Raw genomic sequence first — 25576 nt, 5'->3', positions numbered from 1 at the left:
GGTTCCGCTGAACCTCACCCGGTTCGGGGGCCGCCCGCGCTCAGAGGTCGAACTCGTGCGGCGGCAGGTCGAGCGTGAAGCACGCCTCGCGCACGACGGCCTGCTCGTCCTTGTCGAAGTTGCCGTCGGCGCCACCGATGACGATGCCGATCTGGATGACGGCACGGGCCTCGGCGGGCTTCTTCTTGGCCTTGGCGACCTCCTGCAACACACTCACCTTGCCGAACGCGAAGTCGGCCGTGAGCTTGTTGAGGTTCTCCTCGAAGCGGCGGCGCAGGTCGTCGGCCGGGAAGTTCTGCAGCACCTCGTTGGTGGCGATCAACTGTGCCACGCGCTGCCGCTCGGAGGGGTCGACGCTGCCGTCGGCCGCCGCGACCAGCGCGCACATCGCCATGCTCGCGTCGCGGAAGGCGCCGCTCTTCAGGTCGTTCTTCTTCGCGACCAGCTGGGTCTGCATCTGAGATGCGGACTCCTTGACGCGGTCCCACAGGGCCATGAGAACTCCAGACGGTTGAGGTTCTACAGCTGCGTAGAAATTATCAGGAGGGGGTGTCGGGCCAGGGCTTCCTCCCCCTCCTGTCTACGTTCGAAGCGCCGCCGTCGTTCCGGCCCGGCGGCCCTGATCGTGGATTTACCTCGACCTGGTGATGTTCTTGACCGGCAGGACCTTGCCGTCGCCGTCGATGTAGTAGTCCTTGGGCGCCGAGAAGAGTACGAACGTGTCGTCGTAGGAACGGATCTTGGTGTGAATGGTGAAGTTGCCCTTCGCGTCGGCGGTGGTCTGCGCGTTGTACTCGTTCTCCCAGTACGTCCGCAGCAGCACGCGGGTGCCGGCGACCGGGCCGTGCCCCGCGGGCCAGGAGACCTTCCCGGTGACGGTCAGGCCGACACCGGGGCGCACCGTGGTCCGGTTGACCCGGTAGGTGAGTTTGCTGTCGATGGTTTTGACGCCGACCGTGGCGCGGGCGAAGGCGAAACGCATGTCCGTCGGATCGGGGTGGTAGGAGGCGTCGAACTCCACCTCGTGAGCCGGGGAGAGAAGGGGGCTGGCGGTGCCTTGCCAGCGGTCGGCCTTGACGCCCGCGAGGGAGAATCGTCCGTTCGCGTCCGTGCGGACGGTGCCCAGGGTGCGGGCCTCCCACTCGGTGGGGTCGATGGGGTCGCCCCACGGGTTCCAGGTGTTGTACATGAGGCCCTCGCCGAGTTCGACCGGCGCGTCGGCCATCGGCGTGCCGTCGGCGCGGGTCAGGGTGCCGGTCAGGTCGACGGTGCGGTGGCCGAAGTCGGTCGACGTCGGGGCGGCGGAGAGCGTCACGACGTACGCCTCCCGCGGCGGGACGTCCGGCGCGGGGGCGTTGCCCGCCCCGTGCGCGGCCGGCGTCCCGACCACGACGGTGGCCAGGGCGAGGGTGGCTATCGCGGTCGGCCGCACGGCGGCCGGAAGACGCTTGGGCACGTGAACTCCGTTGCTGGGAAAGTCCGTTGTCCTGGTGTCGGGTCGTGCCGGCGGTGGCCCGGCGCAGGGTTCGACACGGGGGACACGTCGGGGGTTGTAGGGCGGCACGGAGTGCACGGGGTGGACACACGGCGTTTCTCGGCAGGTCGCCCGCCGTTGTCCGTGGGGAGCGGTCACGGCGGATTCGCACTGCCGTGGGCCACCGGCACCGGGCGGTCGGCCTGGCGCAGCTCGGCCAGCAACTCGTTCTGGCCCGCGAGGAGTTCGGTCAGGATGCGGCGCGCCGCGCGCAGCAGTTCGGCGACGTCGCCGCCGGCGAGCGCGTAGCGGACGGTGGAGCCCTCCCGGATGGAGATGACGATTCCGGAGCGGCGCAGCACGGCGAGCTGTTGCGAGAGGCTCGACGGCTCGATCTCGATCTCGGCGAGCAGGTCCCGTACGGGGACGGGGCCGTTCTGCAGGAGTTCGAGCACCCTGATGCGTACGGGGTGTCCGAGCATGCGGAAGAACTCGGCCTTGGCCTGGTAGAGGGGGACCTGCATGTGGATCGCTCGCTCCCTGCCGCTCTCGTGGGGTGTCTTCTCGATGGCGCGGCGGCCCGCGCGAACCGCCGCCTTCGAACTCCCTCGCGCTGATATTCGCGGCTCCGGGTCCCGCACACCCGTGGCATGTGTGGATCTGGATGTGTCGAGATGAAGAAATCTTCAATCCATGGGCATGCGGAAACCCGGGCGCGTGTGCTGCGGTTACACCTCCAGCTCGGCCGCTACGCGCTTGAGCTGGTGCCGGGCCATGGCCAGGTTGGACCGCGTCTTGTCGAGGACGAGGTACAGGAAGAGGCCGGCACCCATGCGTCCCTGGATGAGCCGGATCAGGTGGTACTGGCTCTCCAGCGTGATCAGGATGTCCTCGATCTCGCCCTTGAGGCCGAGGTGCTCCATCGTGCGGACCTTGGCGCGGATCACGTCGGTGTTGCCCGCCGCGGCCACGTTGAGGTCAAGTCCCTTGCCTCCCCCCAGCGTGCCGAGGGCCATCCCGCTGGTGTAGTCGACGACGGCGGCCCCCAGAGCCCCCTCGATCCCCGCCATCGTTTCCTTGAGGGAGATCTCCACATTCGCCATGGCGCAGCTCCTGCCTGCTCCGCGGACCGGGCTTCTCCGGTCCGTTCGTGTCCCGAACCGTACGGAGAGCGACCGCCGGGGAGACGGCGTGCTCCGGGACTGGTGCAAGGAGCTTCGAAGTGCGCAACTCTGTGCGGGCTTTTGATCGCCGACAGACATCAACTGACGCCGGTCGGCGGGGGCGAGGCGGACCGCCGTACGGTCCGCCTCGCCCCCGGCACGGGTCAGGAGGGCTTCGCCGCGGACACCGCGGTGACGGTGACCGTGTCGTCGCACTCGGCCAACTGGCCGTCCTGTAGGGCGACTTGGTGAGCTCCGGAGCCCGGAAGGCCGATCACCATCGTCGGGTACACGGAGGGCTGCGCGCCGGACTTGCAGTAGCCGTCCGCCTCACCCTGGACCTGGACGAAGGTCAGCTTCGCGTAGGCCTTGCCGCCCGGCGCCAGCCGCACCGGGGACGCCGAGCCCTTGGGGGTCACGGACAGGGGCTTGTTGTGCTGCGGGGAACCGTTGCCCGCAGCGGCCACCGTCGGGTGGCCCTGTACGACGCAGGCCTGGCCGGAGGCGTTCGTGAACTCGACGATCGCCGCGCCGGTTCCGGTGCCGGGCGGGCGGTTGGCGGCCTGGTACGCGACCACGTTCAGAGCGGTCACGGGGCACGTCTTCGCCGTACTGCCGGAGGAGCCGCCGGAACCGGAACCGGAGCCCGTCCCCGTCCCGGTCCCGGTTCCGCCGGAGGTGCCCTTGCCCGGCGCGGACGAAGCGCCCGCGGGGGACGGCTTCGAGGCCGGGGCGCCGGACGCCGCGGAGGCGGTCGCGCTCGACGTCTGCGACGGAGCGCCGCCCGCCGCGTCGTCGTCCGCCTGGCACGCCGTCACCGTCAGCGCGGCCGAGACCGCGGCCACCGCCAGCGCGGCTCTGCGGATGTTGTTTCCGTACTTCATGAGGCCCCCCGATATCGGTTCGCACGGGCCGGCCTGTTCGCCGGCACTCGTCGAGGGAGACAGGACTTTCGGACGCCGGGTTTCCGCTGTTGATCACCTGTGACGTGGCGGTGACAGGAGCGAGGCGCGCGGTGCGGGGGCCCGGGTGCGGCCCGGCGGCGTCCCGGCCTTTTCGGAGCCGGATCCGCTCGGTGGTTCCGCACCGCGTGAACTGCCGCTCACCGGGAAACGTTTGTCCATCGTATGTGCCGATATGCCCTGTCGCACCCCGGGGCGGCGCCCCTGGCTCAGGCCAGCGTCTTGAGGACCTCGGCGGCGAGTGGGGCGGAGGAAGCCGGGTTCTGCCCGGTGAAGAGGTTGCGGTCGACGACCACGTTCGGCGCCCACGGCTCGCCCGCCCGGACGTCCACGCCCGCCTCCACGAGACGGGTCTCCAGGAGCCACTTCGCCCGGTCGGCGAGGCCGGCCTGCGTCTCCTCGGCATTGGTGAACGCGGCAACCCGGTAGCCCGCGAAGGCATTGGAGCCGTCCTCGCGGGTGGCCGCCAGCAGCGCGGCCGGCCCGTGGCAGACGACGGCGAGGGGCTTGCCCGAGCCGAGGGCGTCGACGAGCAGCCGACCGGAGTCGGCGTTGACGGCGAGGTCCTCCATCGGGCCGTGGCCGCCGGGGTAGAAGACGGCCGCATAGTCGCCGAGGTCTACGTCCTCCAGCCTGATCGGGCTGTCCAGTTCGGTCATCGTGGCGAGCGCGGCCGCGATCTCGTCGGCGCCCTCCTGGCCGCCGTTGACCTCCGGCGCCAGGCTGCCGCGGTCCACGGTGGGCACGACGCCGCCGGGGGTGGCGACGACGATCTCGTGCCCGGCGCCCTTGAACGCCCGGTACGGGGCGACGGCCTCCTCGGCCCAGAAGCCGGTCGGGTGCTTGGTGCCGTCGGCGAGGGTCCAGTGGTCGGCGCCGGTCATCACAAAGAGGATCTTCGACATGGGGTTCTCTCCAAGGGGGAGGGGTGTGAGCTCGACGGTAGGCTCGCCCGACATCGGTTTCCAATGTGGAATCCAATGTCTGGCATAGCCATTCCTATGGGTCCGCGGGAACACCCTCCGCGGCCGACGAGTCCGTGGCATTTCGTGGCGCCCGGCACCCTTGACAGCGTGCGTACTGATTCGCGACGTTTGAGCATCGCCAACACATCGGAATCTCGGTCATCGACCGCCGGACGAAGCGCACCCGAGGCGGTTCGGCGGCAGAGAACGAAGTGGCAGGGCGCGGACGACGCGTCATAGGGGGGGAACGATCGCCATGCGATCCAACAGCCGTGATCCATACGCCTTTCCAGCCCGCGCCGACACCGGAATCTCTCCCGCGGAGTTCCCGGAAGGGCGGTCGATCTGAGGTGGACATCACGATCCACAGACCCGGCGAGCTGAGTGCGGCGCTGCGCCGGGACTGGCACCGCGCGATGGACGAGTCGCCGGAGTACGCCAACCCGTTCCTGGCGCCCGAGTTCGCGATCGGGATCGGCAGGTATCGCGCCGGTGCGAAGGTCGCGGTCCTGCGGGAGGGCGGGGAGCCGGTCGGCTTCCTGCCGTACGAGCGCGACGCGTTGGGGGTCGGCCGGGCCATCGGTCTCGGACTGTCCGACTGCCAGGCCCTCGTGCACCGCCCCGGGGTCACCTGGGACGCCCAGGACCTGCTCGGGGCCTGCGGTCTCGCCATCTTCGAGTTCGATCACCTCGTCGAGGAGCAGCAGCCGTTCGCGGGGTACGTCACGGGGCGGTTCTCCTCGCCGGTGATCGATGTGAAGCCGGGTGACGGCGGCTATCCGGAGTGGCTGCGTGCCACGTACCCGGGGCAGGCCAAGACGACGCTGAAGAAGGAGCGGCGCCTCGGCCGGGACGTGGGCGAGGTGCGGTTCGTCTTCGACGAGCGCGACCCGCGGATGCTGCGCACGCTCATGCGGTGGAAGTCCGCCCAGTACCGCAGGACGGGACGGATGGACCGGTTCGCGCGGCCCTGGATCGTCGATCTGGTGGACCATCTCTTCCATGTCCAGGAGGAGCACTTCACCGGTGTGCTGTCCGTGCTGTACGCCGGTGACCGGCCGGTGGCCGCGCACTTCGGCCCCCGGTCGAGCACGGTGCTCGCCGCCTGGTTCACCGCGTACGACCCCGAACTGCACTACTACTCACCGGGGTTGATGATGCATCTGCGCACGGCCGAGGCCGCGGCCCGCAACGGCGTGACGCTGGTGGACCTGGGGCGCGGCGACAAGGAGTACAAGGACTGGCTCAAGACGCGCGAACTGAGTGTGGGGGAGGGGTTCGCCGCGCGTCCGCACCCGGTGGCCGCGGCCTACCGGATGTGGCGGCGGCCGGTGCGCGGCCTGCGCAACACGGTGCTGGCCCATCCACGGCTGCGCGAGCCGGCCGACCGGCTGCTGAAGACGGTCGGCACCCTGCGCACCTCGCGCCGCCCCGTCGCCGGCCCGGTGCGGGACCGGGCCCGCTGAGCACGCGTCCCCGAAGCGGCGAGGACCGGACGCACCCCGGGCCGGGTGCGCCCGGCCGCGCGCGCCCGCGGGCACCCCACCCGTGTGGCAGGTTCTGGTCAAGGGCTGTCCAAATCCCGGACGCTCCCTCCCTCACGTGATCGGGTCTGCGGCGAGATGTGTCCACGCCCGTTCGGGAGGATCCGGTGTCACCAGCAACCCGCACCTCGCCCCGTACTTCAGCGCGCAGGAGACGTTGGCTCACGGCCTGCGCCCTCACCGCGTCCGCCGCCCTGGTCGCGCTCCCCGCGTCCGCCGCGCCGGGCGGCAACAACAGCCCCTTCGGGGCCCGTACCCTCGCGCGACTCGCCGCGCAACGCACGCACTCGGCGCATGCCGTCACCCCCAAGCTGACCGCCGAGGACGACGACGGCAACGAGGCCGACGAGATAGCCGAGGGCGCCGACCAGTACGCCGAGGCCCGCACCTCGCCCGGCATCGTCGCGCCGGGCGCCTACGGCGCCGCCTGGCGGAGCCTCACCAACCTGCCTCGCACCGGCGGAAACTGGCGCGATCTCACCGGTCTGCCCTACGACTCCGACGACGCCCGCTACCGGGACTTCGACTCCAACTCCAGTGGCGGCTCGGGCAGGGTCACCGGCCGGATGGCCGCGATGGCCGCCGACGACGACGGGTACGTGTACGCGGGCAGCGCAGGCGGCGGCGTGTGGCGCTCACGGTCCGGCGGGGGCCACTGGCAGCCCGTCAGCGACCGGCTGCCCTCGCAGTCCACCGGCGCGCTCGCGCTCGACGGGGCCGGGCGGCTGTGGCTGGGCACGGGCGAGGCGACGACCAACGCGGACGCGTACCTCGGCAGCGGCGTGTACGTGCTGTCCGACCCGCACCACGGCACCTTCGCGACGCGCGGCCGGGTCGGCGGCGACGAACTGGAGAGCACCACCATCCACGAGCTGCGCTTCGGCGGCGGCAAGGTGTGGGCGGCGACCAGCCAGGGCGTGTGGAGCCACTCCACGAAGAAGCTCACCGGAGCCTGGAAGCTGGAGTTCGCGCCCAACCCCGACTATCTGCCGGGCGGCACCAAGGCGAACGACCCGTCGGCCGCGTACAAGAACATCGCCAACGACATCGCGATCGACCCGAAGGACCCCTCGAAGGTGGTCCTTGCGGTCGGCTGGCGCAGCGGCGACGACTACAACGGCTTCTACACCAAGGTGCGGGGCACCTGGACGCGGATCACGAGCGGCCTGGGCGACCTGCCGTCCGACGCCGACGGCGTCGGCAACGTCACCTTCGCCCGCTCCGCCGACGGCTCGCGCTACTACGCCATCGACCAGTCGCCGGAGCAGCTGAACACCAACCCGGACAGCGGTCTCGAAGGCATCTTCGTCTCCAAGTCCGGTTCTCCCACCGGCCCCTGGACGAAGATCGCCGACTACAAGGGTCTGGCCGCCAGCGGTTCGGCGCTGACCTCCAGCGGCTACATGCCCGGCATCCAGGCCTGGTACAACCAGTTCCTGACCGTCGACCCGAGCGACGCACGGCACGTGTACGTCGGGCTCGAAGAGGTCTACGAGTCCAAGGACGGCGGCGACACCTGGTCCACGGTCGGCCCGTACTGGAACTTCGGCTTCTCCTGCTGGAGCATCGACCCCGCCAAGCAGACGGGCGACTGCAACCCGACCACCCACTCCGACCAGCACGGCGTCGCGATCGGCCGTCACCACGGCAAGAGCTTCGTGTACGTCGGCAACGACGGCGGCGCCTACCGGCGCCCGGTCGACGGCTCCCAGGACTCCGCCGGGCACGCCACCGACTGGACCTCGCTGAACGACGGCACGATCGACACCCTCCAGTACTACTCCGTGGGCATCGGCAAGGACCTGGCGTACGGCGGTGACTCCGTCACCGGCGGTCTGCAGGACAACGGCCAGTCCCTGCTGCGCGGCAACGACACGGTGATGGGCTCCAACTTCGGCGGCGACGGCGGCGACACCCTCACCGACCCCGCCAACGGGTGCAACATGGCAGAGGAGTACGTCTACCTCGCCGTCCAGGCGACCCAGAACTGCGCGGTCAACGACGGCTCCTGGATCACCGACCCGACCAAGGTGACCTCGTACAACGTCGCCCCGGCGGACAACACGACCAGTGAGGCCCGCTTCATCGCGCCGCTCGCCGCCGACATGCGCAGCAGTTCGACCTGGATCGCCGGCGGCCGCCACATCTGGGTCCAGACCCACGGCTACGCCATCCGCAGCGGCACCGAGTGGAAGAGCCTGTACGACCTCGGCGCCGGCCGCACCGCGACCGCCGTCGCGGCCTCCGGCGGCAAGGTCTACGCGGCCTGGTGCGGCCCCTGCAACAACCAGGGCTTCGCCCGCGGCATCGCCGTCGGCAACGCGGACGGCACCGGCTGGCACGACATCACGCTGCCCGCCACCGGAGCGGACGGCACGGTGCCCAACCGCTACCTCAGCGGCTTCGCCATCGACCCCCACAACGCCGACCACGTCTACCTCGCGGTCAACGGCTTCTCCCGCCACTGGACGGAGGGGCCCGGCGCGGGTGTCGGCCATGTCTTCGAGTCCAAGGACGGCGGCACCACCTGGAAGGACATCTCCGCGAACCTCCCGGACGTGCCGACCAACTCCGCGGTCGTGACACCGAACGGCGGCCTGGCCGTCGCCACCGACCTCGGTGTCGTCTACCGGGCGCCGGGCCGCACGAGCTGGCAGCGGGTCGGCGGGCTGCCGGCCGTCGCCGTGCTCCAGCTGAAGCTGAGCCCCGACGGCAGCACCCTGTACGCGGCGACGCACGGCCGGGGCATCCGCGCCATCAAGGTGCGCGACTGCGACTGACCCGGGGAGGGGGTGATCCCGGCCGCGCTCGGCCGTGTCCGGTCGTGCCCGGCGGCTCACGGGCCGTCGGGTGCCGGGGTCACCCCTCCCGCGCGTACGGCACCACCCGTACGTCGAGAGTGAAGGCGACGCGCGGCGCGCCGGCGATGTCCGGCGCTTTCGCGAGCGCGGTCACCCGGGCCGCTCCGGACCGGGTGACCGCGCAGCGCAGCGAGGCGTGCGCGGTGCCGTCCGGGTCGAGCCGCCAGCCGGAGGGCAGGGCGAGGGCGGGCGCCGAGGTGTGTACGGCCGTCCACCGCTTGTCGTCGATCCGGGGCCTGAGCACCAGAGCCACGACGGTCCCGGGCCGCACGCACAGCGAGCGCACGGCCGGATCACCCGGGGCGACGGTGACCTCCGCGTGCCCGGCGGCGCAGTTCCCGGCCGCGCCGGAGGGCTCGGCCGCACCGCCGGACGCCGAGGTGCCGCACCCCGTCAGGACGGCCACCCCGGTGGCCACGCACACTCCGGTCCACCACCGCATGTCCGTACCTCCCGGCCCGCGCCCGTGTCCACCAGCATGCCCGGACGGACGCTGCGGCGGGGTCGCGTCCGCCGGGCGGTCAGGACGTCTCGGCCACCCCGGCGTGGATCAGCAGGAGCCGGGCCAGGTCACGTGCCTCCGCGGGGGTGAGGGCCGCCCACATGCCCGGTTCCCCGCCCTGAGCCCGGCCGACGTCCAGGGTGACCCGGCTGATGGGCCGGTCCGCCGTCTCCAGACGGAGGCACTTCACCGCTATCGGGCGGCCGCAGGAGGTCACCAGCCGCGTGTCACCGGCCGTACTCGACCGGTCCTGTTCCGTCGTCGCAGTCGTCGTCGCCACAGCCGTCGCCGTCGTCCTCATCGGATCGCCCCTTCCTCGGGATGCTCTACCGGCTCCCGTCGGCGGTCGGTCACCCTGGGACTCGCGTACCTGGCGGGGTATCAGGTGCAGCACCCGGCGGACCCGGTTTGTTCCCGGGGCGCCGGGTCCGGCGGTCGGCGGATCAGGCCCCGCGCACGGCGAACGGCGCCCGGCCCACGGCGAAGACGGTGAGGACGGCCGCGTGGTCCGACGGCCACTCGTTGCCGGCGACGTCCGGCCAGGGGCGCGGCGTGCCGCTCACGACGGTCCGCGAGTCGAGGACCGTGAGCCCCCGGTGCAGGACGAAGTCGATCCGGTCCTGCGGCTCGGTCCGCCCGCTGCCGTCCTCGTGCACCGGGTGGATCGGCGACCAGGTGTGTCCGGGCTCGGCGGCCGGGTCCGGGTGGGCCTCCCGGTAGGAGTCGGCGAACCCCGCCTCCTGCGCGGCCTGGGTCACGGGCCACTCGACGTCTGCCCGGTCCAGGTGGGAGGGGCAGTTGAAGTCGCCGACGAGGACGACGGGTACGGCGTCGTCGGCCGCCTCGGCGATCCGGCCCAGCGTGTCCCGCATCTGCGTGAGGCGTACCTCCTCGTGGGCGATCAGCTCCGCCGCCGGGAGCCCGTCGAACGCGGACTCGTAGGGCCCGTACGGCGTGTAGTGGAGGTGGGCGGTCCAGACGTCCACCTCGCGGCCGGGGGCGACCTCGATCCGTACCCCCGCGGCGCCGTAGAAGCCGACGTCCGGGTCGCCGAAACGGGCGGTGATGGGGTGACGGCTGATGATGCCGAGGTTTTCGCCGGCACGGTGGTGGTGCCAGCCCAGCGCCTCGGCGAGCTCCTGGGCCGAGGTGCCGGCCGTCTCCTGGAGGCCGACGACGTCCGCGCCCGTCTCCAGGACGACCTTGAGCTGCTTGGCCCGGTGGTCGTCGACCGGGGCGCCGCCGAGCCAGAGGTTCCAGGACATGACCCGCAGCTCCGGCGCGACCATGTTCCGCAGCTCCTTCGGTGTGACGCCGACGAGGCTGTCGCGCACGGTCCGGCCGGGCGCGCTGTCGATCGGCGCGAGGGACGGCACGGCCAGGACCGCGCAGCCCGCCGCCTCGGCGGAGGCCACGCCGGTCTCGGTGTCCTCGACCGCCACGCAGCGCACCGGCTCGACGCCGAGGGCCCGGCAGGCGGCCAGGTAGGGGTCCGGGGCGGGCTTGGTCCGGCTGGTGTCGTCGGCCGTGACGGAGACCGCGAACCGCTCGGGCCCGAGCGCGTCGAGCACCACGTCGGCGACCGCGCGCGGGGACGCGGTGACCAGGGCGGTGGGGATGCCGGCGCGGGCCAGCGCGTCCAGCAGATCGAGGGCGCCGGGGCGGGGCACGATGCCCGTGCGGACGCGGTCGGCGAACTCGCGGTGCAGCTCGGCCGCGAGGTCGTCGCCGTCCCGGCCGTCGGCGGCAGCGAGCCAGGCGGCGGTGTGCTCGACGGGGCGGCCGAGCACCTCCGGCTGGTCGGCCTCGCCCAGCGGGCGTCCGGCGACCTGCTCGACCGCCTCCCACCACAGACGCTCGGTGTCGACGAGCGTGCCGTCCATGTCGAACAGAACGGCCTGCAGCGGGAGTGCGGAGGTGTGGGGGGTCACGTTGTTGTCGTTCCTCACTTCTGGATACGTTCGGCCACCAGCACCGGCCGCTCGGGCAGCGACACGCCGACGGCGGATCCGGCGCCGAGCCCGGCGGCCTCGTGGGCGGGCAGGTCGGCCTTGGCCTCGGTGCCGTCGGCGAGCCGTACGGTGACCCGGACGACGGCGCCCAGGAAGGCGGTGGCGACGACCCGGGCGCTGCCCTGCTCGTCGGCCCGCACCTGGACGGACTCCGGCCGCACCAGCACGTCGACCGCGCCGTTCGGTGCCTCGCCGTCGGCCGGCAGCCGCTGCCCGAGCACCTCGACGGTGCCGTCCTTCAGCTCGCCCGGGATCCGGCTCATCGTGCCGACGAACTCGGCGACGAAGGCGGTGGCGGGACGGCCGTACAACTCGGCGGGTTCGGCGCACTGTTCGAGCCGTCCGGCGCGCATGACGGCGACCCGGTCGGCGACCGAGAGGGCCTCCTCCTGGTCGTGGGTGACGAAGAGGGTGGTGATGCCGAGCTCCTGCTGGAGCCGGCGGATCTCCTCGCGCAGGGTCAGCCTGACCTTGGCGTCCAGCGCCGACAGCGGCTCGTCGAGCAGCAGGACGCGCGGGCGCAGGGCGAGGGCGCGGGCCAGCGCGATGCGCTGCTGCTGGCCGCCGGAGAGCTGGTGCGGGAACCGCTCTCCCTTGTCGCCGAGGCCGACCAGTTCCAGCAACTCGGCGGCGCGGGAGCGCCGTTCGGCGGTGCGGACCTTGCGCATGCGCAGTCCGAAGGCCACGTTGTCGACGGCGTTCAGATGCGGGAAGAGGCTGTACGACTGGAAGACCATCCCGGCGTCCCGGCGGTGGGCCGGCACCTGGGTGACGTCCTCGCCGTCCACCAGCACGGCGCCGGAGTCGGGGTGTTCGAAGCCGGCGAGCATGCGCAGCGCGGTCGTCTTGCCGCAGCCGGAGGGGCCGAGCAGGGCCAGGAACTCCCCCGGGCGGACGGTCAGGTCAAGTCCGTCGAGGGCAACGGTGGTCCCGAACTCGCGTCGCAGGCCCCGGAATTCGACGGTGGCGGCCTTCTCGGCGGTCGCCTTCTCAAGCGTGGTGACGGTCATGGTTCAACCCCGGGAGGAAGCGGTTCGGGTGCGTCCGCCGGCACCGGCGAGCACGAGGAGCAGGGCCCAGGTGAGGAGCAGGCTGAGCACGGACACGGCGACGGACATCTGGGCCTGGGAGCCGCCGACGTTGTAGATCCACACGGCGAAGGGCTGGAAGCCCAGCAGTCGGGCGACGGTGAACTCGCCGAGGACCAGGGCCAGCGTGAGGAACGACGCGTTCAGCAGCGCCCCGCGCAGGTTCGGCAGTACGGCCCGGACGAGGGCCTGCGGCCAGGACGCGCCGCAACTGCGCGCGGCCTCGACGAGGGTGCGCACGTCCATGGCACGCAGGCCCGCGTCCAGGGCGCGGTAGACGAACGGCAGGGCCATCACGACGTAGGCGAGGACGAGCACGACCGGGAAGGTCGGGTTCTGGATCGCCACGAACGTCTGGAACAGCGGGGTCCTGGACAGGTGGTCCGGACCCCACTTCAGCACGGTGACGATCCCCGCGACGAACGCGATCGGCGGCACCACCAGCGGCAGCGAGCACACGACCTCCACCACCGGCCGCAGCTTGGGCGCGCCGAGCCGCAGCGCGACCACGGCGGGCACCATCAGCAGCAGGACGACCACGATGGTGGCCACGGCCAGCTCCAGCGAGAGCAGCAGGCTGGAGGTGAAGCCGTCGGCGGACAGGATCTGCGTGTACGCGTCGAAGGTGACGCCGTGGCCGGGCACGTCGACCGTGAAGATCACGGACGCGGCGAGCGGCACCAGGAAGTACAGCGCGGCCAGGCCGAGGACGGCCCAGCGCCAGGGGGTCAGGCGTCGAGCCATCGGGCGCTCCGTCGTTGCAGGGGCAGGTACACGGCCATGACCAGGCCCGCCACCAGCACCATGTCGAGGCTGAGGGCGAGGGCGACGTTCTCCTGGCCGACCAGCACGTTGCCGGAGAGGGCGTCGGCGATCTGCAGCGTGACCAGCGGGACCGCGCTGCCCACCATCGCGGCGGCGGTGGCGTAGGCGGCGAAGGCGCTGCCGAACAGCAGCACGAGACCGCCGAGCAGCGAGGGCGCGAGCACGGGCAGGGCCACGTGCCGCCAGTACTGCACCCCGGTGGCGCCGTTGTTGAGCGCGGCCTCCCGCCACTGGACGCGCAGACCGTCCAGGGCCGGGGTGATGGTGAGCACCATCAGCGGGATCAGGAAGTACAGGTAGACGAGGACGAGGCCCCAGAAGCTGTAGAGGTCCCAGCCCTTGTCCGTGAGGCCCAAGTGCACGGTCAGCACGCCGGCGTTGCCGAGGGTGGCGACGAAGGCGAAGGCCAGCGGGACGCCGCCGAAGTTGGCGAGCACACCGGAGGCGGTCAGCACGGCCTCGCGCAGCGCGCGGGAGCGGGAGCTGACCACGGCCTGCGCGAGCGGCAGCCCGAGCAGGGCACCGAGCACGGCGGAGATCGCCGACAGCTTCACGCTGCCCACCAGTGCGGTGAGGTACGGGCCCTGCAGTGAGGTCGAGAGGTTCTCGGCCGTGTAGGAGGCGGCGCCGGTCGTCTGGTCCTTGACCGTGAAGGCGCCGTCCAGGATGGCCAGGGCGGGCAGCCCGAAGGCGATCGCCGTGAACGCCAGCAGCGGCACCACGGCCAGCCAGCCGGGGGCGCGGCGCCGCCGCTTCGCCGAAGCGACGGGCGCCACGTCCGTACGGGGGAGAGCGGTCGTCATCCGGAGACGGCCTTACCCCAGCCCTGTCCGATGACCGTCTTGGCCTTGCTCTGCTGGGCCTCGGTCGGGAAGGACGGCGTGCCGGAGACCTGGGGGAGCTTGGCGGCGGCGGTCTTGTCGAGGGTGCCGGCCTTCTCCATCGAGGTCATCAGCGCCGGGCGGGCGTAGCCCTTGAGCCACAGGTTCTGGCCCTCGGCGCTGTACAGGTACTCCTGCCACAGGCGGGCGGCCGCCGGGTGCGGGGCGTCCTTGTTGATCGCCTGGGAGTAGAACTGGGCGTACTGGCCGTCGCTCGGGATCGCGACCTTCCAGTCGACGCCCTTGGACTTGAACTCGTCGGCGTAGCCGGCGTTCAGGTAGTCCCAGTCGATGCTGATGGGCGTCTCGCCCTTCTCGACGGTGGCCGGGGTGGACTCGACGGGCGTGTAGTTGCCGTTCTTCTTCAGCTTGGCGAAGAAGTCGAGGCCGGGCTGGATGCTGTCGAAGGAGCCGCCGCTCGCGAGGGCCGCCGCGTAGACGCCGCCGAAGGCCGAGCCGGACTTGGTCGGGTTGCCGTTGAGCGCGACCTGGCCCTTGTACTGCGGCTTGAGGAGATCCTTGAAGGTGGTCGGGCAGGCCTTCACGCGCTTGGCGTCGCAGCCGATGGAGATGTAGCCGCCGTAGTCGTTGAACCAGCGGGCCTGCGGGTCCTTCTGGCCCTCGGGGATCTCGTCGTAGGAGGCCACCTTGTAGGGCGCGAGCAGGCCCTGCTGGGCGGCGCTCAGAGCGAAGGAGGAGCCGAGGTCGAGGACGTCCGGGGCGCGGTCCTGGCCCTTCCGCGAGGTCACGGCGTTGATCTCGTCCTGGCTGGAGCCGTCGGGGCTCTCGTCCTCGATCTTGATGCCGTACTTCTTCTGGAAGCCGTCGATGATGGCGCCGTAGTTCGCCCAGTCGCGGGGCACCGCGATGATGTGGAGCGTGCCCTCCTTCTTGGCCGCCTTGACGAGGGCGTCGAGGCCGCCGAAGTCGGCCGCGGAGGTGGCGGTGGCGGCGTTCTTGCCGTCCTTGGTCTTGGTGGACGCGTTGTCGGGGGCGGCGCCACAGGCGCTCAGCGCGAGCGCGGCGACGACGGCGAGGGAGCCGCCGAGGACGGCGTTTCTCGGCAGGGACACGGTCACGGTCTCTCCAGGGGTGCGCACGAGGGTTGGGCGGTGCGTTGGGGAACTGCGGAGAACTTGTATGAACAAGTTGCGTCACAGTACGCCCGCCACAGGTGTCCTGTCTGTAAACCGCGACGAAACTTTGAGCCCTTGTTGTGTGCACAATCCAGACCGTTGCAGATCACGCTCAGGTCTCGATTAGGCTGGTCACGCTGTGCACAGCGACCTGAGCAGAGGGGAAGCATGACGGCGCGACACGAGGAGATCGCCGACGAGCTGCGGCGCGCGATCGACCGCGAGGAGTACACGGTCGGCAGTCGGCTGCCCTCGGAGGCGGAACTCGCCGCGCACTACGGCGTCTCGCGCGGCACGGTCCGCCAGGCCGTCGCGGCGCTCACCGCCGAGGGCCTGATCGGTTCCCGCCAGGGCGCCCGCCGCGTGGTGCTGGCCAGCCGCCGCAGCCAGAGCTTCGCGGAACTGCGCAGCTTCGCCCAGTGGGCGCGCGCGATGGGCCGGGAGGCGACCGGGAGCGTGGTGGCGCAGGGGTACCAGCCGGCCCGCGCCGAGGACGCCGTACGCCTCCACCTGCCCGAGGGCACGCCGGTGCTGCACGTGCTGCGGGTCCGGGGGCTGGACGGGGAGCCCGTGCTGCTGGAGCGGACCGTGTACGCCGACTGGATCTCCCCGGCCGTCGAGGCGATCGAGCCCGACTGCGCCTCCGTCACCCAGCGCCTGTACGACGAGACCGGCCTGGTCTTCGCCTACGGCGAGCACGTCATCGACGCCGTCGCCGCGGGCGCGCAGGACGCCGAGCTCCTCGACATCCGCCGCACCAGCCCGCTGCTGCGGGTGCGCCGGGTGACCACGACGCGCGAGGGCCGCCCGGTGGAGTGGTCGGACGACCGCTACCGCTCGGACGCCGTGAGCTTCAGCGTCCACAACTCGATCGACAACAACGCGCTGGCCCGCAAGACCGCCGAGTGACACGGCGCAGACCGGCGCGAGCGGGGCGCCACCCCGGCGGCCGGCCCGTGCCTCGGCGGGTCGCCAGGGTGCCGGTGTCGTCCGGGTGCCGGCGTCGCCCGGGCGTCGGCTAGTCGAAGAGCCCCTTGACCACCCGCGCCGCCGCCTCGCTCTCGGCGGCGGGCGGCGACAGCTCGCTCAGCGTGTCCAGGTCGGTGTCGTCCCGCAGCTCCAGCTCCCAGGCGTCGGCGAGCCGCACCTGCTCCTCACGGGGCAGTTGCTGGACCTTCTCCCGGTCGTGGGGGCTCAGGGCGACCAGGAAACGCTCGACGGTATCGATCGGCATCCACTTCTCCTTCGTCACGAGGGGGCGGCCCCTGCGGGCACCCCTCCAGCGTGATCGGCGCGGACCGTTCGCCGTGGACGCCGTGGACACCCTGGCCCATTCGGACCCGAACGGAGCACACCGGTACGGCGGACGCGGCGCCGGGCGCACCCACGGAAGTGCAAGACCCGGCGCACTGGAGTCCATTGCCGCGGGCACCGCCGGGCCGGATCGTTCCCTGCGTCCGCCCCTTCGGCACCAAGGAGCACCCGTGCGACTCTTTCGCAGAGCGGGCGGCGCCGTGGCCGCGGCCGTCGCCCTGGTTCTGGGCGGCGGCACGCCGGCGACTCCGGCGCCGGCCGCGTCCCCTCCCGCCGCCTCCTCGTACAGCGTGACCGTCGGCGATCCCGTACCGTTCCCGCATCCCACGGACACCCCGGCGAGCCCGTACCTCGACAAGGACGGCACGTTCCACTTCCAGCAGTCCGCCGCCCTCTACGGCGCGAGCGACCCGCGCACCTGGGACTTCTACACGGGCCGCGACTTCGACACCGCCACCTTCGACCGCACGCTCAGCGAGGCCGTGAACCCGGCCAACCCCCTGGACCGCAACGACGACACCACCTGGCGGTGCAACAACAGCCCCACGGGGCGCGAGGCGACGTACGCGCCGAGCGGTTCGGGCTACGCGCAGAAGAACTACTGCGACCTGTCCGGGGTCTGGGTCGACCCGGACACCGGTGACTGGTACGGCCTGGTGCACAACGAGTTCACCCCGCAGCCCTTCGGCGACCGCCTGCACTACGACGCCATCGACTACGCCGTCTCCACCGACCAGGGCCGCACCTGGAGCATCGAGGGGCACGTCATCACGTCCCCCTTCAGCACCGGGCGCGGGGACACCGCGGCCTTCCCGCACCAGACCTACTCCTACGGCGACGGCGACCAACGCCTGTTCGTCGACACCGCGTCCGGCTACTTCTACGTGTACTACGGCTCGCGGATCGTCGAGAAGAACGGCGGCTGGAAGGCCTTCCACGAGCACGTGGCACGCGCCCCGATCTCCGCGAAGATGGCGCCCGGCTCATGGCGCAAGTGGTACGACGGCACCTGGTCGCAGCCCGGTGCCGGTGGCCGGGAGAGCAACATGGTCCCGGCGGACTCCGCCCACCCCACCGGCTACACACCGGTCCTCGGCGAGTACGACCCGGCGAACACCGGCACCGTCGACGAGCAGGTCGCGGCGGGGAAGATGCCGCCGACCTCGCCCCTGTTCGTCATGAACATCGCCTACGACGCCCATCTGGGCCTGTACATCGGCGAGCCCCAGGCCGTCGACCAGAGCGGGCGGTCACCGCAGTACTTCTACGCCACCGACGACCTGAGCAGCCAGAAGTGGCGGCTCATCGGGCACACCGGCGGCTACACCAACGCGTCCTGGTACCGCTGGTTCCTGGACGGGGAGAACCGGACCGGCTCCACCGTCGTGGGCAGGACGTTCCGCTCCTACTGCGCCTTCGGCTGCTCCGGTGACGCCTCGGGCGAGTACGTCGACGTCACGATCGACTCCGCCGCCCCCGCCGCGCCGCCCGTGGACGGCGACCGCGCCTACCGCATCGCCGACGGCGCCGGCCGCGTGCTCGCCCAAGGCACCGGCAGTGCGACCACCAGCGTCGCGCGGGCCACCGGATCCGACCGGCAGGCGTGGTTCTTCACCCCGGTAGGCGACGGCTCGTTCACGCTGACCAACGCCGCCACGGGCCGTCTGCTGGGCGTGCCGTCGACCTCCGCGGCCGGCCGCGCCTGGGGCACGCGGCCCACCGTCACCAGGGAACGGGCGAGCGGCCCGACCGTCGGGCAGGAGTGGTTCCTGATCCCCACCACGTCCGCCGACGGCGCGTGCCGCACCGGGACCTGGCGGCTCGTCAACCGCTACAGCGGCCTGACCCTCGGCCTGTCCGCCGCCCGGGGCCGCCACGCCGAGACGACACCCGTGCGCAGTTGGACGGACAGGAGCGGCGGCCCCGTCGGGGGCGGCCGCACGGCGGACGAACAGCTCCTGTCGCTCACCCCGGTCGGCGCTCCGGCGGCATGACCTCCCGCGGGCCGTGCCGGACCACGCAGGGCACGGCCCGCCCACCCGCAGTAGTCCGTTCGGCTGGGCGCGACACGGACATATTTCATAATTATGATCATCTACTGACATAGTGCGGCCATGGAGATCACGCCCCCCGGCGGCCGAGCCGGCGGACCCGTGGCGCCGCCCACGCGCCGCCGCCGGGTTCGGCGTACCCGCCGTACGGCGCTCGTCCTGGCACTCACCGGTGCCGTCGTGATCCCCGGCGCGATCGTCCTCGCCACCGGGGGGCACCGCTCCTCGACCCGCCCCGGCGCCCACGCCGGGGGCCCCTTCGCCGCCTCGTCCGGTGCGCCGCCGTCCCCCGGCGCCCCGGGCCTCGGCGACCCGCTGATGCCGCTCGACGGCAACGGCGGCTACACGGTCCGTCGCTACACGCTCGACTTCGACTGGCGGGCGGCCAAGACCCCCTTCGCGGCCGGCGCCACCATCAGCGCCACCGCCACCCAGGCCCTGTCCCGCTTCGACCTCGACTTCGCGGGCAACACCCTGCACGAGGTCACCGTCGACGGCAGAGCCGCGCGAGCCGTGCGCGACGGCGATGAACTCGTCGTCACGCCCGCCAGACCGATCCCGGACGGTGCGACCTTCACCGTACGGGTCGCCTACACCGCCGATCCGACCCAGCACCGGCACCGCGACGACGCGATCCAGGACTACGGCTGGGTGCCCACGCCCGACGGCACCGTGCTCTGCGCACAGCCCGACGGCGCCAAGATGATCTTCCCGGTGAACGACCACCCGAGCCTGCGGGCGCCGGTCACCTTCCGCATCACCACCCCACCGGGACTCGGCGCGGTGGCCAACGGCCGCCTCGTCGAGCGCGTCCGACGGCCCGACGGACGGACCCGGTGGACGTACGACTCGGAAGAACCGGTCGCCGCGCAACTGGTCCAGATGGCGATCGGGAGGTTCACCTTCGTCGACAGCACCGGCCCGCGCGGCCTGCCCGTGCGGGACGTGGTCCCGCAGGGCCTGGTCGCCGACACCGAGGAGTACCGTGCGCTGACCCCCGATCACCTCGCCTGGCTGGAACGGCGGCTCGGCCCGTACCCCTTCCGCCGCTACGGCGTCCTGGTCGGCGACACCGACCTGCCGGTGGCGGTGGAGACGCAGTCGCTGCCCGTCCTGCCGATGGCCGACCTGCTGGGCGACCGGGTCCACGCCGAGCGCGACCTGGTGCACGAGCTGACACACCATTGGACCGGCGACAGCGTCGCCATCCGGCGCTGGTCCGACCTGTGGCTGAGTGAGGGTCACGCCCGTTTCTACGAACGCCTGTACTCCGACACGCACGGCGGCCCCGACATGGAGGCGGCGATGCGGGACGCGTACGAACAGCACGACCAGTGGCGGCACGACGACGGGGCGCCCGCCGAACCTTCCGCCGAGACCCTGTTCCGGCAGATGCGGTACGACGGATCGGCGCTGGTGCTCTACGCCCTTCGGGAAAAAGTCGGAGAGGAGACCTTCGAGCGCATCGAGCGGTCCTGGGTGACGACGTATCAGGGCCGCGCCGCGGGCACGCGGGACTTCGTCGCACTCGCCTCCCGGGTGGCCGGCGAGGACCTGAAACCGTTTCTGACCTCGTGGTTGTACGGGCCGCACACCCCGCCGATGCCCGGCCATCCCGACTGGGAGGTGACTCCGGTGGAGGACTGAATCACCGCGTCTGCGACCGGCGGACGCACTGCCGCCGACCGGGTGGCCTGTGCGAGGCGTTGGTCCAGCCCGGTGAAGCTCGGCGCGACGGGACGTACGGGGCACGGAATCGTACGAGGGGTGACGTGAACGGCAACTCCTCTGTCCCGGTTGCGACGAGCATGGTTGGAGACACTTGTGATGAGAAGGCGCGTCGCCCCCCGTGTCGCCAGTGCCGTACGCGGGCATCGCCGGACGTTCTATGTGACGGCCTGTGTGACCGCGTCGACGGCACTCCTCGTTCCCCTGATGACCGGCTCGCCGGGCGATGTCGACGTGCCGCAGGACCAGCGCCTGCAGAACGACTTCTCGGCCGCGGCGGACGAATACCACGTGCCCCGCAGCGTCCTCATGGGCGTGTCCTACCTGCAGTCGCGCTGGGACTCCCACCATGGCGCCCCGAGTGTCGGCGGGGGCTACGGACCGATGCACCTGGTGGACACCCAGCAGGGCTCCACCAACATGCCCAGCTACCGGGGCAGTTCCCGCCCGCTCACCGGTGCGGCGGGGCCGTCCGCCCGGGGTGAGGCGAGCCCCTCGACCGGTGTCACCCGGCATGTGACGGGCCATCCGACGGACCTGCGCCGGGCCGCCGGTCTGATCGGAGTCCCGGCGGAGCGGCTGCGGACGGACGAGACGGAGAACGTACGCGGCGGCGCGGCGCTCCTGGCGGCCGCCCAGGGCGACCTCGGCAAGCCGCTGAGCCCCGACCCGGCGGACTGGTGGGAGGCCGTGTCCCGCTTCCCGGGCACGCTGGACAGCGTGTCGGCGGCGACGTACGCGAACGACGTCTTCGACCTGATCCGCAAGGGCGCGCACCGCACCACCGACGAGGGGCAGAACGTCACCCTCCTGGCCACCCCCGGCCTCGACCCGCACGCCCCGCGCTCACCGAGCACCGGGCGGTCCAAGGACGTCGAGTGCCCGCCGGAACTGTCCTGCTCCTGGCTCAGCGCGCCGTACACCGAGATCGACGACGACCGGTACGGCAACCACGACGTGGCCGACCGGCCGAAGGACCAGAAGATCGAGTACATCGTCATCCACGACACCGAGGCGCCCCTGCTGTCGATGTTCCAGACGGTGCAGGATCCGACGGAGGCCTCGTGGCACTACTCGGTGCGCTCCAGCGACGGCCAGATCACCCAGCACATCAAGACCAAGGACGAGGCCTGGCACTCCGGCAACCAGTTCGTGAACGCCCGTTCGATCGGCGTCGAGCATGAAGGTTTCCTCACCCAGCCCGACGCCTGGTACACCGAACAGATGTACCGGCAGTCGGCCCGGCTGGTGCGGTACCTGGCGAAGAAGTACCAGGTGCCGCTCGACCGGCAGCACATCTTCGGCCACGACAACGTGCCGGCCCCGACCACCGACTCCATCCCCGACATGCACGACGATCCCGGCCCCTTCTGGGACTGGCGGCACTACTTCGACCTGCTCGGCGCGCCCCTGCGCGCCACGGCCGGGCCGGACAGCGACATGGTGATGGTGCTGCCGGACTACCCCACGTACAAGCCGGAGTTCACGGGCTGCAGCGGCGACGGCGTGCGGTGCGCGCCGCACGGTTCCAGCGCCGTCCGCCTGCACATCGAGCCCAACGAGAACGCGCCGCTCATCCAGGACCCGGGCCGTCACCCCGACGGCGACGACTCCACCACGGACGTCAACGACCTGGGGTCGCGGGTCTCCGCCGGCCAGACCTACGCGGTCGCCGGGCGCGAGGGCGACTGGACGGCCATCTGGTACCTGGGCAACAAGGCCTGGTTCAAGAACCCGAGGAAGCACCCCACGGCGGTCGGCGCGACCGGCCGGATGGTGACGCCGAAGCCGGGCCTGAGCGAGATCCCGGTGTTCGGGCGTGCCCTCCCGGAGCCCGAGGCCTATCCCGAGGGCATGGAGGAGCAGTCCGAGTCACCGCTCCCGTACAGCCTCCTCGCCGGTCAGCGGTACGTGACCCAGTCCGACGTCACGGGGACCTACATCGACCGGTCGACCTTCGACGACGGGCCGAGCCCGGTGGTGAAGGGCCAGGAGAAGTACTACGAGATCCAGTTCGGCCACCGGCTCGCCTACGTCCGGGCCGGCGACGTGGACGTGGTGAACGGCGCGTCGGCCCTGGCGGGCGCACCGCCGCAGCCCGGCGGAGCGTCTCCGGTGCGGTGACCCGGCGGCCGGGGGCGGCGCGCGCCTTCGGCCACTGGTCGGTGCGGGTCAGTGGCCGGTGGTGAGGACCATGCGGAAGCGGGCGTGGCCGGTGGTCATCTTCTCGACCGCGGCGGCGGTGTCCTCCAGCGGCACCTCCTCCACCCAGGCCCGCACCCCGCTCTGGGCGGCGAAGCGCAGGGTGTCCTGGATGTCGACGGCCGTGCCGGAGGCGTGGGCGTAGACCTTCTTGGCCGCGGGCAGCAACTGCAAAGCGTTCACCGTGAGCGGTTCGGGCGAGACGCCCACGATGGCGAGTTCGCCCCGGCGGCCGAGCCCGTCGATGGTGGCGGACATCGCGTCGGCGTTGGTGACGGTGGCCAGCACCACCTTGGCCCCGCCCAGCGACTGCAGGGCCTGGGCGACGTCACCGGCGGTGCTGTCGATGTACTCGGCGGCGCCCAGCTTGTGCGCCAGGTCCCGCTTCTCCTGGCCGCGGGCGATGGCGACCGTGTGGAAGCCCATCTTCTGCGCGAACTGCACGCCCAGATGCCCGAGGCCGCCCAGCCCCAGGACGGCGACGACATCGCCGGGTCCCGCCGCCGAGTGGCGCAGCGCGTTGAAGACCGTGATGCCCGCGCAGGCCAGCGGCGCGGCCTCGACCGCCGTCAGCTCGTCCGGGATCGCCGCGAGCGCCACGGCCGGCACCACGACGGAGTCGGCATAGCCGCCGGGGTAGGCCACGCCCGGGATCATCAGCTCGGGGCACAGGACGCCGTCGCCCGTGCGGCAGGCGTCGCAGTGCCCGCAGCTGCCGCCGTACCAGCCGACGGCGACCCGGTCGCCGACCCGCCAACCCGTCACGCCCTCGCCGAGGGTGTCGATCCGGCCGGCGATCTCATGGCCCGGAGTGACCGGGAACGTGGTGCCCGCCAGCGCTCCGGAGCTGATCAGCAGGTCGGAGTGGCACACACCGCACGCCTCGATGGTGATCCGCGCGAACCCCGGACCGGGCTCACGCGCGGCGACCTCGACGAGCCGTGGCACTCCGTCGGGTTCGGCGACCTGCGCGGCGCGCAGCGCACCGCCGGAGAACATGGCGGGGGTGGGGGAGGCAGACATGATCGAAACCCCTTCGACGCAGGGTGGTCCTTTTCGACCATAGGCACCGGGCGACGCTCCTCGCACTCGCGCACCACGCCGGGGCGGTGCAAGCGTCGTCGCCCCGGGGCGGAGGCGGCAGCCGTGGGCCTGCGAGGTCACCCGCACGGGTTGATCCGTCGCCGGTGCGTGGGCGTGTCGGTATGGGGGCCACCGGGACGGAGAGACATCGGTCATGCAGCAACCGACAAGCGGCGGCCCACACGTGGAGCCGACGCCGGCGGCCCCGTCCGACGTGGTCTTCACCGCGGACTTCGCGTCCACGCGGCAGTGGGTCGCCGGCCGCTCGTGGGCGTACCCCGACGGCGGTCCCGACAATCCGGACGACGACAAACTGGACCACCTCGTACGGGACCCCGACTACTGCCGCTCCGGGGTCTTCAGGGCCAGGCGGCGCCGGGACGGCAGATGGAACACCGGTCTGCTGACCACGGAGGGCAGCGAGGAGGCGTTCCTGGTCCGCGCCGGGGACACGCTCCAGGCGCGGGTGCGGCTGCCGTGCGAGACCGGGGCCTGGCCGGCCATCTGGACCTGGCGGGACGGCGACCAGGAGATCGACGTCTTCGAGTACCACCCCGACAACCCCGACCTGCTGGAGTTCACCAACCACGTCCGCGGCGCCGACCTCTGCTTCCGGGACGACGCGGTCAGCCCCGGGGCCTGGGTCGATCTGCGGGTCGACCTCGGCTCCCGCTCCGTCGTGTGGTGGGTCAACGGCACCCGGGTCTTCACGGACCACCGGGGCGTGGGCCGCGGCTGGCACGCCCACCTCATCGTCAACCTCTCGGTGTGCGCCGGGCGTTACCACCCGCCGCCGGATCCCGAGACGACGGAGATGACCTTCGAGGTGAGCAGCCTGGTGGTACGCCGCCCGCTGCCGCGGCCCCGCTGACGGACACCGAACACCGGCCCGGGCGACAGCACTTGGTGACGGGGAGGGGACGCGGCGTGACTGTGCGGGCGCGGCGGGCCGGTGCGCGGCACGCTGGAGGGTGAGGGCCGCGCCCGCGCGGTGGCGGTGCGGCGACGTGGGTACGCGACGGGTAGGGCGCGCCGCGAAGGCGCGAAGCCGCGAAGAGCAGTACGCCGCGGAAGAAGCTGAGGCCGATGATCTCCGAGATGATTCTGGTGCCCGTCGAGGGAGCGACGCTCGCCGGCGACTTCGTCCTGCCGACGTCGGCCCGCGCGGTGGTGCTGTTCGCCCACGGCAGCGGCAGCTCCCGGCACAGCCGGCGCAACCGGTCGGTGGCCGCCGACCTGCGGACCGCCGGCCTCGGCACCCTGTTGATCGACCTGCTCACCGAGCAGGAGGAGCGCCGTGACGTGCGCACGGCCGAGTACCGCTTCGACATCCCGATGCTGGGCCGCCGCGTGGTGGCCGCGATCGACTGGCTCACGGCGCAGCCCGACACCCGTGACCTGCCGGTCGTCCTGTTCGGGGCCAGCACCGGCGCGGCCGCGGCCCTGCTCGCCGCCGCCGAACGTCCCGAGCGCGTGCTGACCGTGATCTCCCGGGGCGGCCGCCCCGATCTGGCCGACGAGGCGCTGGCCGCCGTACGGGCGTCGGTGCTGCTCATCGTCGGCGGTGAGGATCACGACGTGCTCGGCCTCAACGAGGACGCGGCCCGGCGCCTGCACGCACCGCACGCGCTGAGCGTGGTGCCGGGGGCCACGCATCTCTTCGAGGAGCCCGGCGCGCTGGAGCAGGTCGCGGCCACGGCCCGGCAGTGGTGCGAGGACCGGCTGCGCGCGGAGCCGGATGAGACATAGCGGGCGGAGCGGGAGGCGAGCCAGGGGCCTTTGGAG

General features: G+C 72.0%; 23 protein-coding genes. 8 read left to right on the top strand and 15 right to left on the bottom strand.

What is annotated here, in order from left to right; all coding sequences use genetic code 11:
* Positions 1-40: 40 nt before the first annotated feature.
* From IPZ69_RS10075 to IPZ69_RS10050, 6 genes are all read right to left on the bottom strand, one after another.
* Complete coding sequence (locus tag IPZ69_RS10075) at positions 41-496, bottom strand: tellurite resistance TerB family protein (RefSeq protein WP_235453691.1); 456 nt, start codon at positions 494-496, stop codon at positions 41-43.
* A 135-nt stretch (positions 497-631) separates the two neighbouring features.
* Positions 632-1456, bottom strand: coding sequence for a transthyretin-like family protein (locus IPZ69_RS10070; protein ID WP_235453690.1), 825 nt, complete (start codon positions 1454-1456; stop codon positions 632-634).
* Positions 1457-1629: 173 nt separating this feature from the next.
* Positions 1630-1998: an ArsR/SmtB family transcription factor gene (locus tag IPZ69_RS10065; RefSeq protein WP_235453689.1), complete on the bottom strand. Its 369-nt coding sequence runs from the start codon at positions 1996-1998 to the stop codon at positions 1630-1632.
* A 204-nt stretch (positions 1999-2202) separates the two neighbouring features.
* A complete protein-coding gene (locus IPZ69_RS10060; RefSeq protein WP_235453688.1) occupies positions 2203-2577 on the bottom strand; it encodes a hypothetical protein in 375 nt (124 codons plus the stop codon).
* A gap of 224 nt (positions 2578-2801) precedes the next feature.
* Positions 2802-3521 (bottom strand): DUF4232 domain-containing protein, encoded by a 720-nt coding sequence (locus IPZ69_RS10055; protein ID WP_235453687.1) that lies wholly within the window; start codon positions 3519-3521, stop codon positions 2802-2804.
* A 287-nt stretch (positions 3522-3808) separates the two neighbouring features.
* A complete protein-coding gene (locus tag IPZ69_RS10050) occupies positions 3809-4504 on the bottom strand; it encodes a type 1 glutamine amidotransferase domain-containing protein (RefSeq protein WP_235453686.1) in 696 nt (231 codons plus the stop codon).
* Between the two features lie 410 nt (positions 4505-4914).
* On the opposite strand from IPZ69_RS10050, the gene IPZ69_RS10045 reads away from it, so the two are divergent.
* The gene (locus tag IPZ69_RS10045) at positions 4915-6030 is read left to right on the top strand and encodes a GNAT family N-acetyltransferase (RefSeq protein WP_235453685.1); all 1116 of its coding nucleotides are present in this window, start codon (positions 4915-4917) and stop codon (positions 6028-6030) included.
* 185 nt (positions 6031-6215) lie between these two features.
* Positions 6216-8888, top strand: coding sequence for a glycosyl hydrolase (locus tag IPZ69_RS10040; protein WP_235453684.1), 2673 nt, complete (start codon positions 6216-6218; stop codon positions 8886-8888).
* A 79-nt stretch (positions 8889-8967) separates the two neighbouring features.
* Here the strand turns inward: IPZ69_RS10040 and IPZ69_RS10035 are convergent, their stop codons facing one another.
* The 7 genes from IPZ69_RS10035 to IPZ69_RS10005 form a co-directional block, all read right to left on the bottom strand.
* Complete coding sequence (locus IPZ69_RS10035; RefSeq protein WP_235453683.1) at positions 8968-9411, bottom strand: acetyl-CoA synthetase; 444 nt, start codon at positions 9409-9411, stop codon at positions 8968-8970.
* Positions 9412-9490: 79 nt separating this feature from the next.
* On the bottom strand, positions 9491-9772 hold the full coding sequence (locus IPZ69_RS10030; protein ID WP_235453682.1) for a hypothetical protein: 282 nt from the start codon (positions 9770-9772) through the stop codon (positions 9491-9493).
* A gap of 142 nt (positions 9773-9914) precedes the next feature.
* Entirely contained in the window at positions 9915-11402 is a 1488-nt protein-coding gene (locus tag IPZ69_RS10025) for an HAD-IA family hydrolase (RefSeq protein ID WP_308407442.1), read from the bottom strand.
* Between the two features lie 14 nt (positions 11403-11416).
* Complete coding sequence (locus IPZ69_RS10020) at positions 11417-12493, bottom strand: ABC transporter ATP-binding protein (RefSeq protein ID WP_235453681.1); 1077 nt, start codon at positions 12491-12493, stop codon at positions 11417-11419.
* A gap of 3 nt (positions 12494-12496) precedes the next feature.
* Entirely contained in the window at positions 12497-13315 is an 819-nt protein-coding gene (locus tag IPZ69_RS10015) for an ABC transporter permease (RefSeq protein WP_235453680.1), read from the bottom strand.
* On the bottom strand, positions 13300-14199 hold the full coding sequence (locus IPZ69_RS10010) for an ABC transporter permease (protein ID WP_235453679.1): 900 nt from the start codon (positions 14197-14199) through the stop codon (positions 13300-13302). Before IPZ69_RS10010 ends, IPZ69_RS10015 begins: the two co-directional genes overlap by 16 nt.
* Positions 14196-15356 carry an ABC transporter substrate-binding protein gene (locus IPZ69_RS10005; protein WP_235453678.1) on the bottom strand — a complete coding sequence of 387 codons (1161 nt, stop codon included), beginning with the start codon at positions 15354-15356 and terminating at the stop codon, positions 14196-14198. Before IPZ69_RS10005 ends, IPZ69_RS10010 begins: the two co-directional genes overlap by 4 nt.
* Positions 15357-15581: 225 nt before the next feature.
* Between IPZ69_RS10005 and IPZ69_RS10000 the strand changes: the two genes are divergently transcribed.
* The gene (locus tag IPZ69_RS10000; RefSeq protein ID WP_235453677.1) at positions 15582-16322 is read left to right on the top strand and encodes a GntR family transcriptional regulator; all 741 of its coding nucleotides are present in this window, start codon (positions 15582-15584) and stop codon (positions 16320-16322) included.
* A gap of 109 nt (positions 16323-16431) precedes the next feature.
* On the opposite strand, the gene IPZ69_RS09995 is transcribed toward IPZ69_RS10000, so the two are convergent.
* Positions 16432-16647 carry a hypothetical protein gene (locus tag IPZ69_RS09995; RefSeq protein ID WP_235453676.1) on the bottom strand — a complete coding sequence of 72 codons (216 nt, stop codon included), beginning with the start codon at positions 16645-16647 and terminating at the stop codon, positions 16432-16434.
* 250 nt (positions 16648-16897) lie between these two features.
* Between IPZ69_RS09995 and IPZ69_RS09990 the strand changes: the two genes are divergently transcribed.
* The 3 genes from IPZ69_RS09990 to IPZ69_RS09980 all read left to right on the top strand — a co-directional run bounded on the left by IPZ69_RS09990 (position 16898) and on the right by IPZ69_RS09980 (position 22630).
* Positions 16898-18721 carry an RICIN domain-containing protein gene (locus IPZ69_RS09990; RefSeq protein ID WP_308407441.1) on the top strand — a complete coding sequence of 608 codons (1824 nt, stop codon included), beginning with the start codon at positions 16898-16900 and terminating at the stop codon, positions 18719-18721.
* A gap of 120 nt (positions 18722-18841) precedes the next feature.
* The gene (locus IPZ69_RS09985; protein ID WP_235453675.1) at positions 18842-20425 is read left to right on the top strand and encodes a M1 family metallopeptidase; all 1584 of its coding nucleotides are present in this window, start codon (positions 18842-18844) and stop codon (positions 20423-20425) included.
* 180 nt (positions 20426-20605) lie between these two features.
* Positions 20606-22630 carry an N-acetylmuramoyl-L-alanine amidase gene (locus IPZ69_RS09980; protein WP_235453674.1) on the top strand — a complete coding sequence of 675 codons (2025 nt, stop codon included), beginning with the start codon at positions 20606-20608 and terminating at the stop codon, positions 22628-22630.
* A 48-nt stretch (positions 22631-22678) separates the two neighbouring features.
* Here the strand turns inward: IPZ69_RS09980 and IPZ69_RS09975 are convergent, their stop codons facing one another.
* Complete coding sequence (locus tag IPZ69_RS09975; protein WP_235453673.1) at positions 22679-23731, bottom strand: alcohol dehydrogenase catalytic domain-containing protein; 1053 nt, start codon at positions 23729-23731, stop codon at positions 22679-22681.
* A gap of 214 nt (positions 23732-23945) precedes the next feature.
* Between IPZ69_RS09975 and IPZ69_RS09970 the strand changes: the two genes are divergently transcribed.
* The gene (locus IPZ69_RS09970; protein WP_235453672.1) at positions 23946-24662 is read left to right on the top strand and encodes a beta-glucanase; all 717 of its coding nucleotides are present in this window, start codon (positions 23946-23948) and stop codon (positions 24660-24662) included.
* Between the two features lie 215 nt (positions 24663-24877).
* Positions 24878-25540, top strand: coding sequence for a dienelactone hydrolase family protein (locus IPZ69_RS09965; protein ID WP_235453671.1), 663 nt, complete (start codon positions 24878-24880; stop codon positions 25538-25540).
* Positions 25541-25576: the final 36 nt, after the last annotated feature.

This window comes from Streptomyces olivochromogenes, from assembly GCF_021538895.1.
Classification (GTDB): domain Bacteria; phylum Actinomycetota; class Actinomycetes; order Streptomycetales; family Streptomycetaceae; genus Streptomyces; species Streptomyces olivochromogenes_A.
This window is presented reverse-complemented; position numbering and strand designations above follow the sequence as displayed.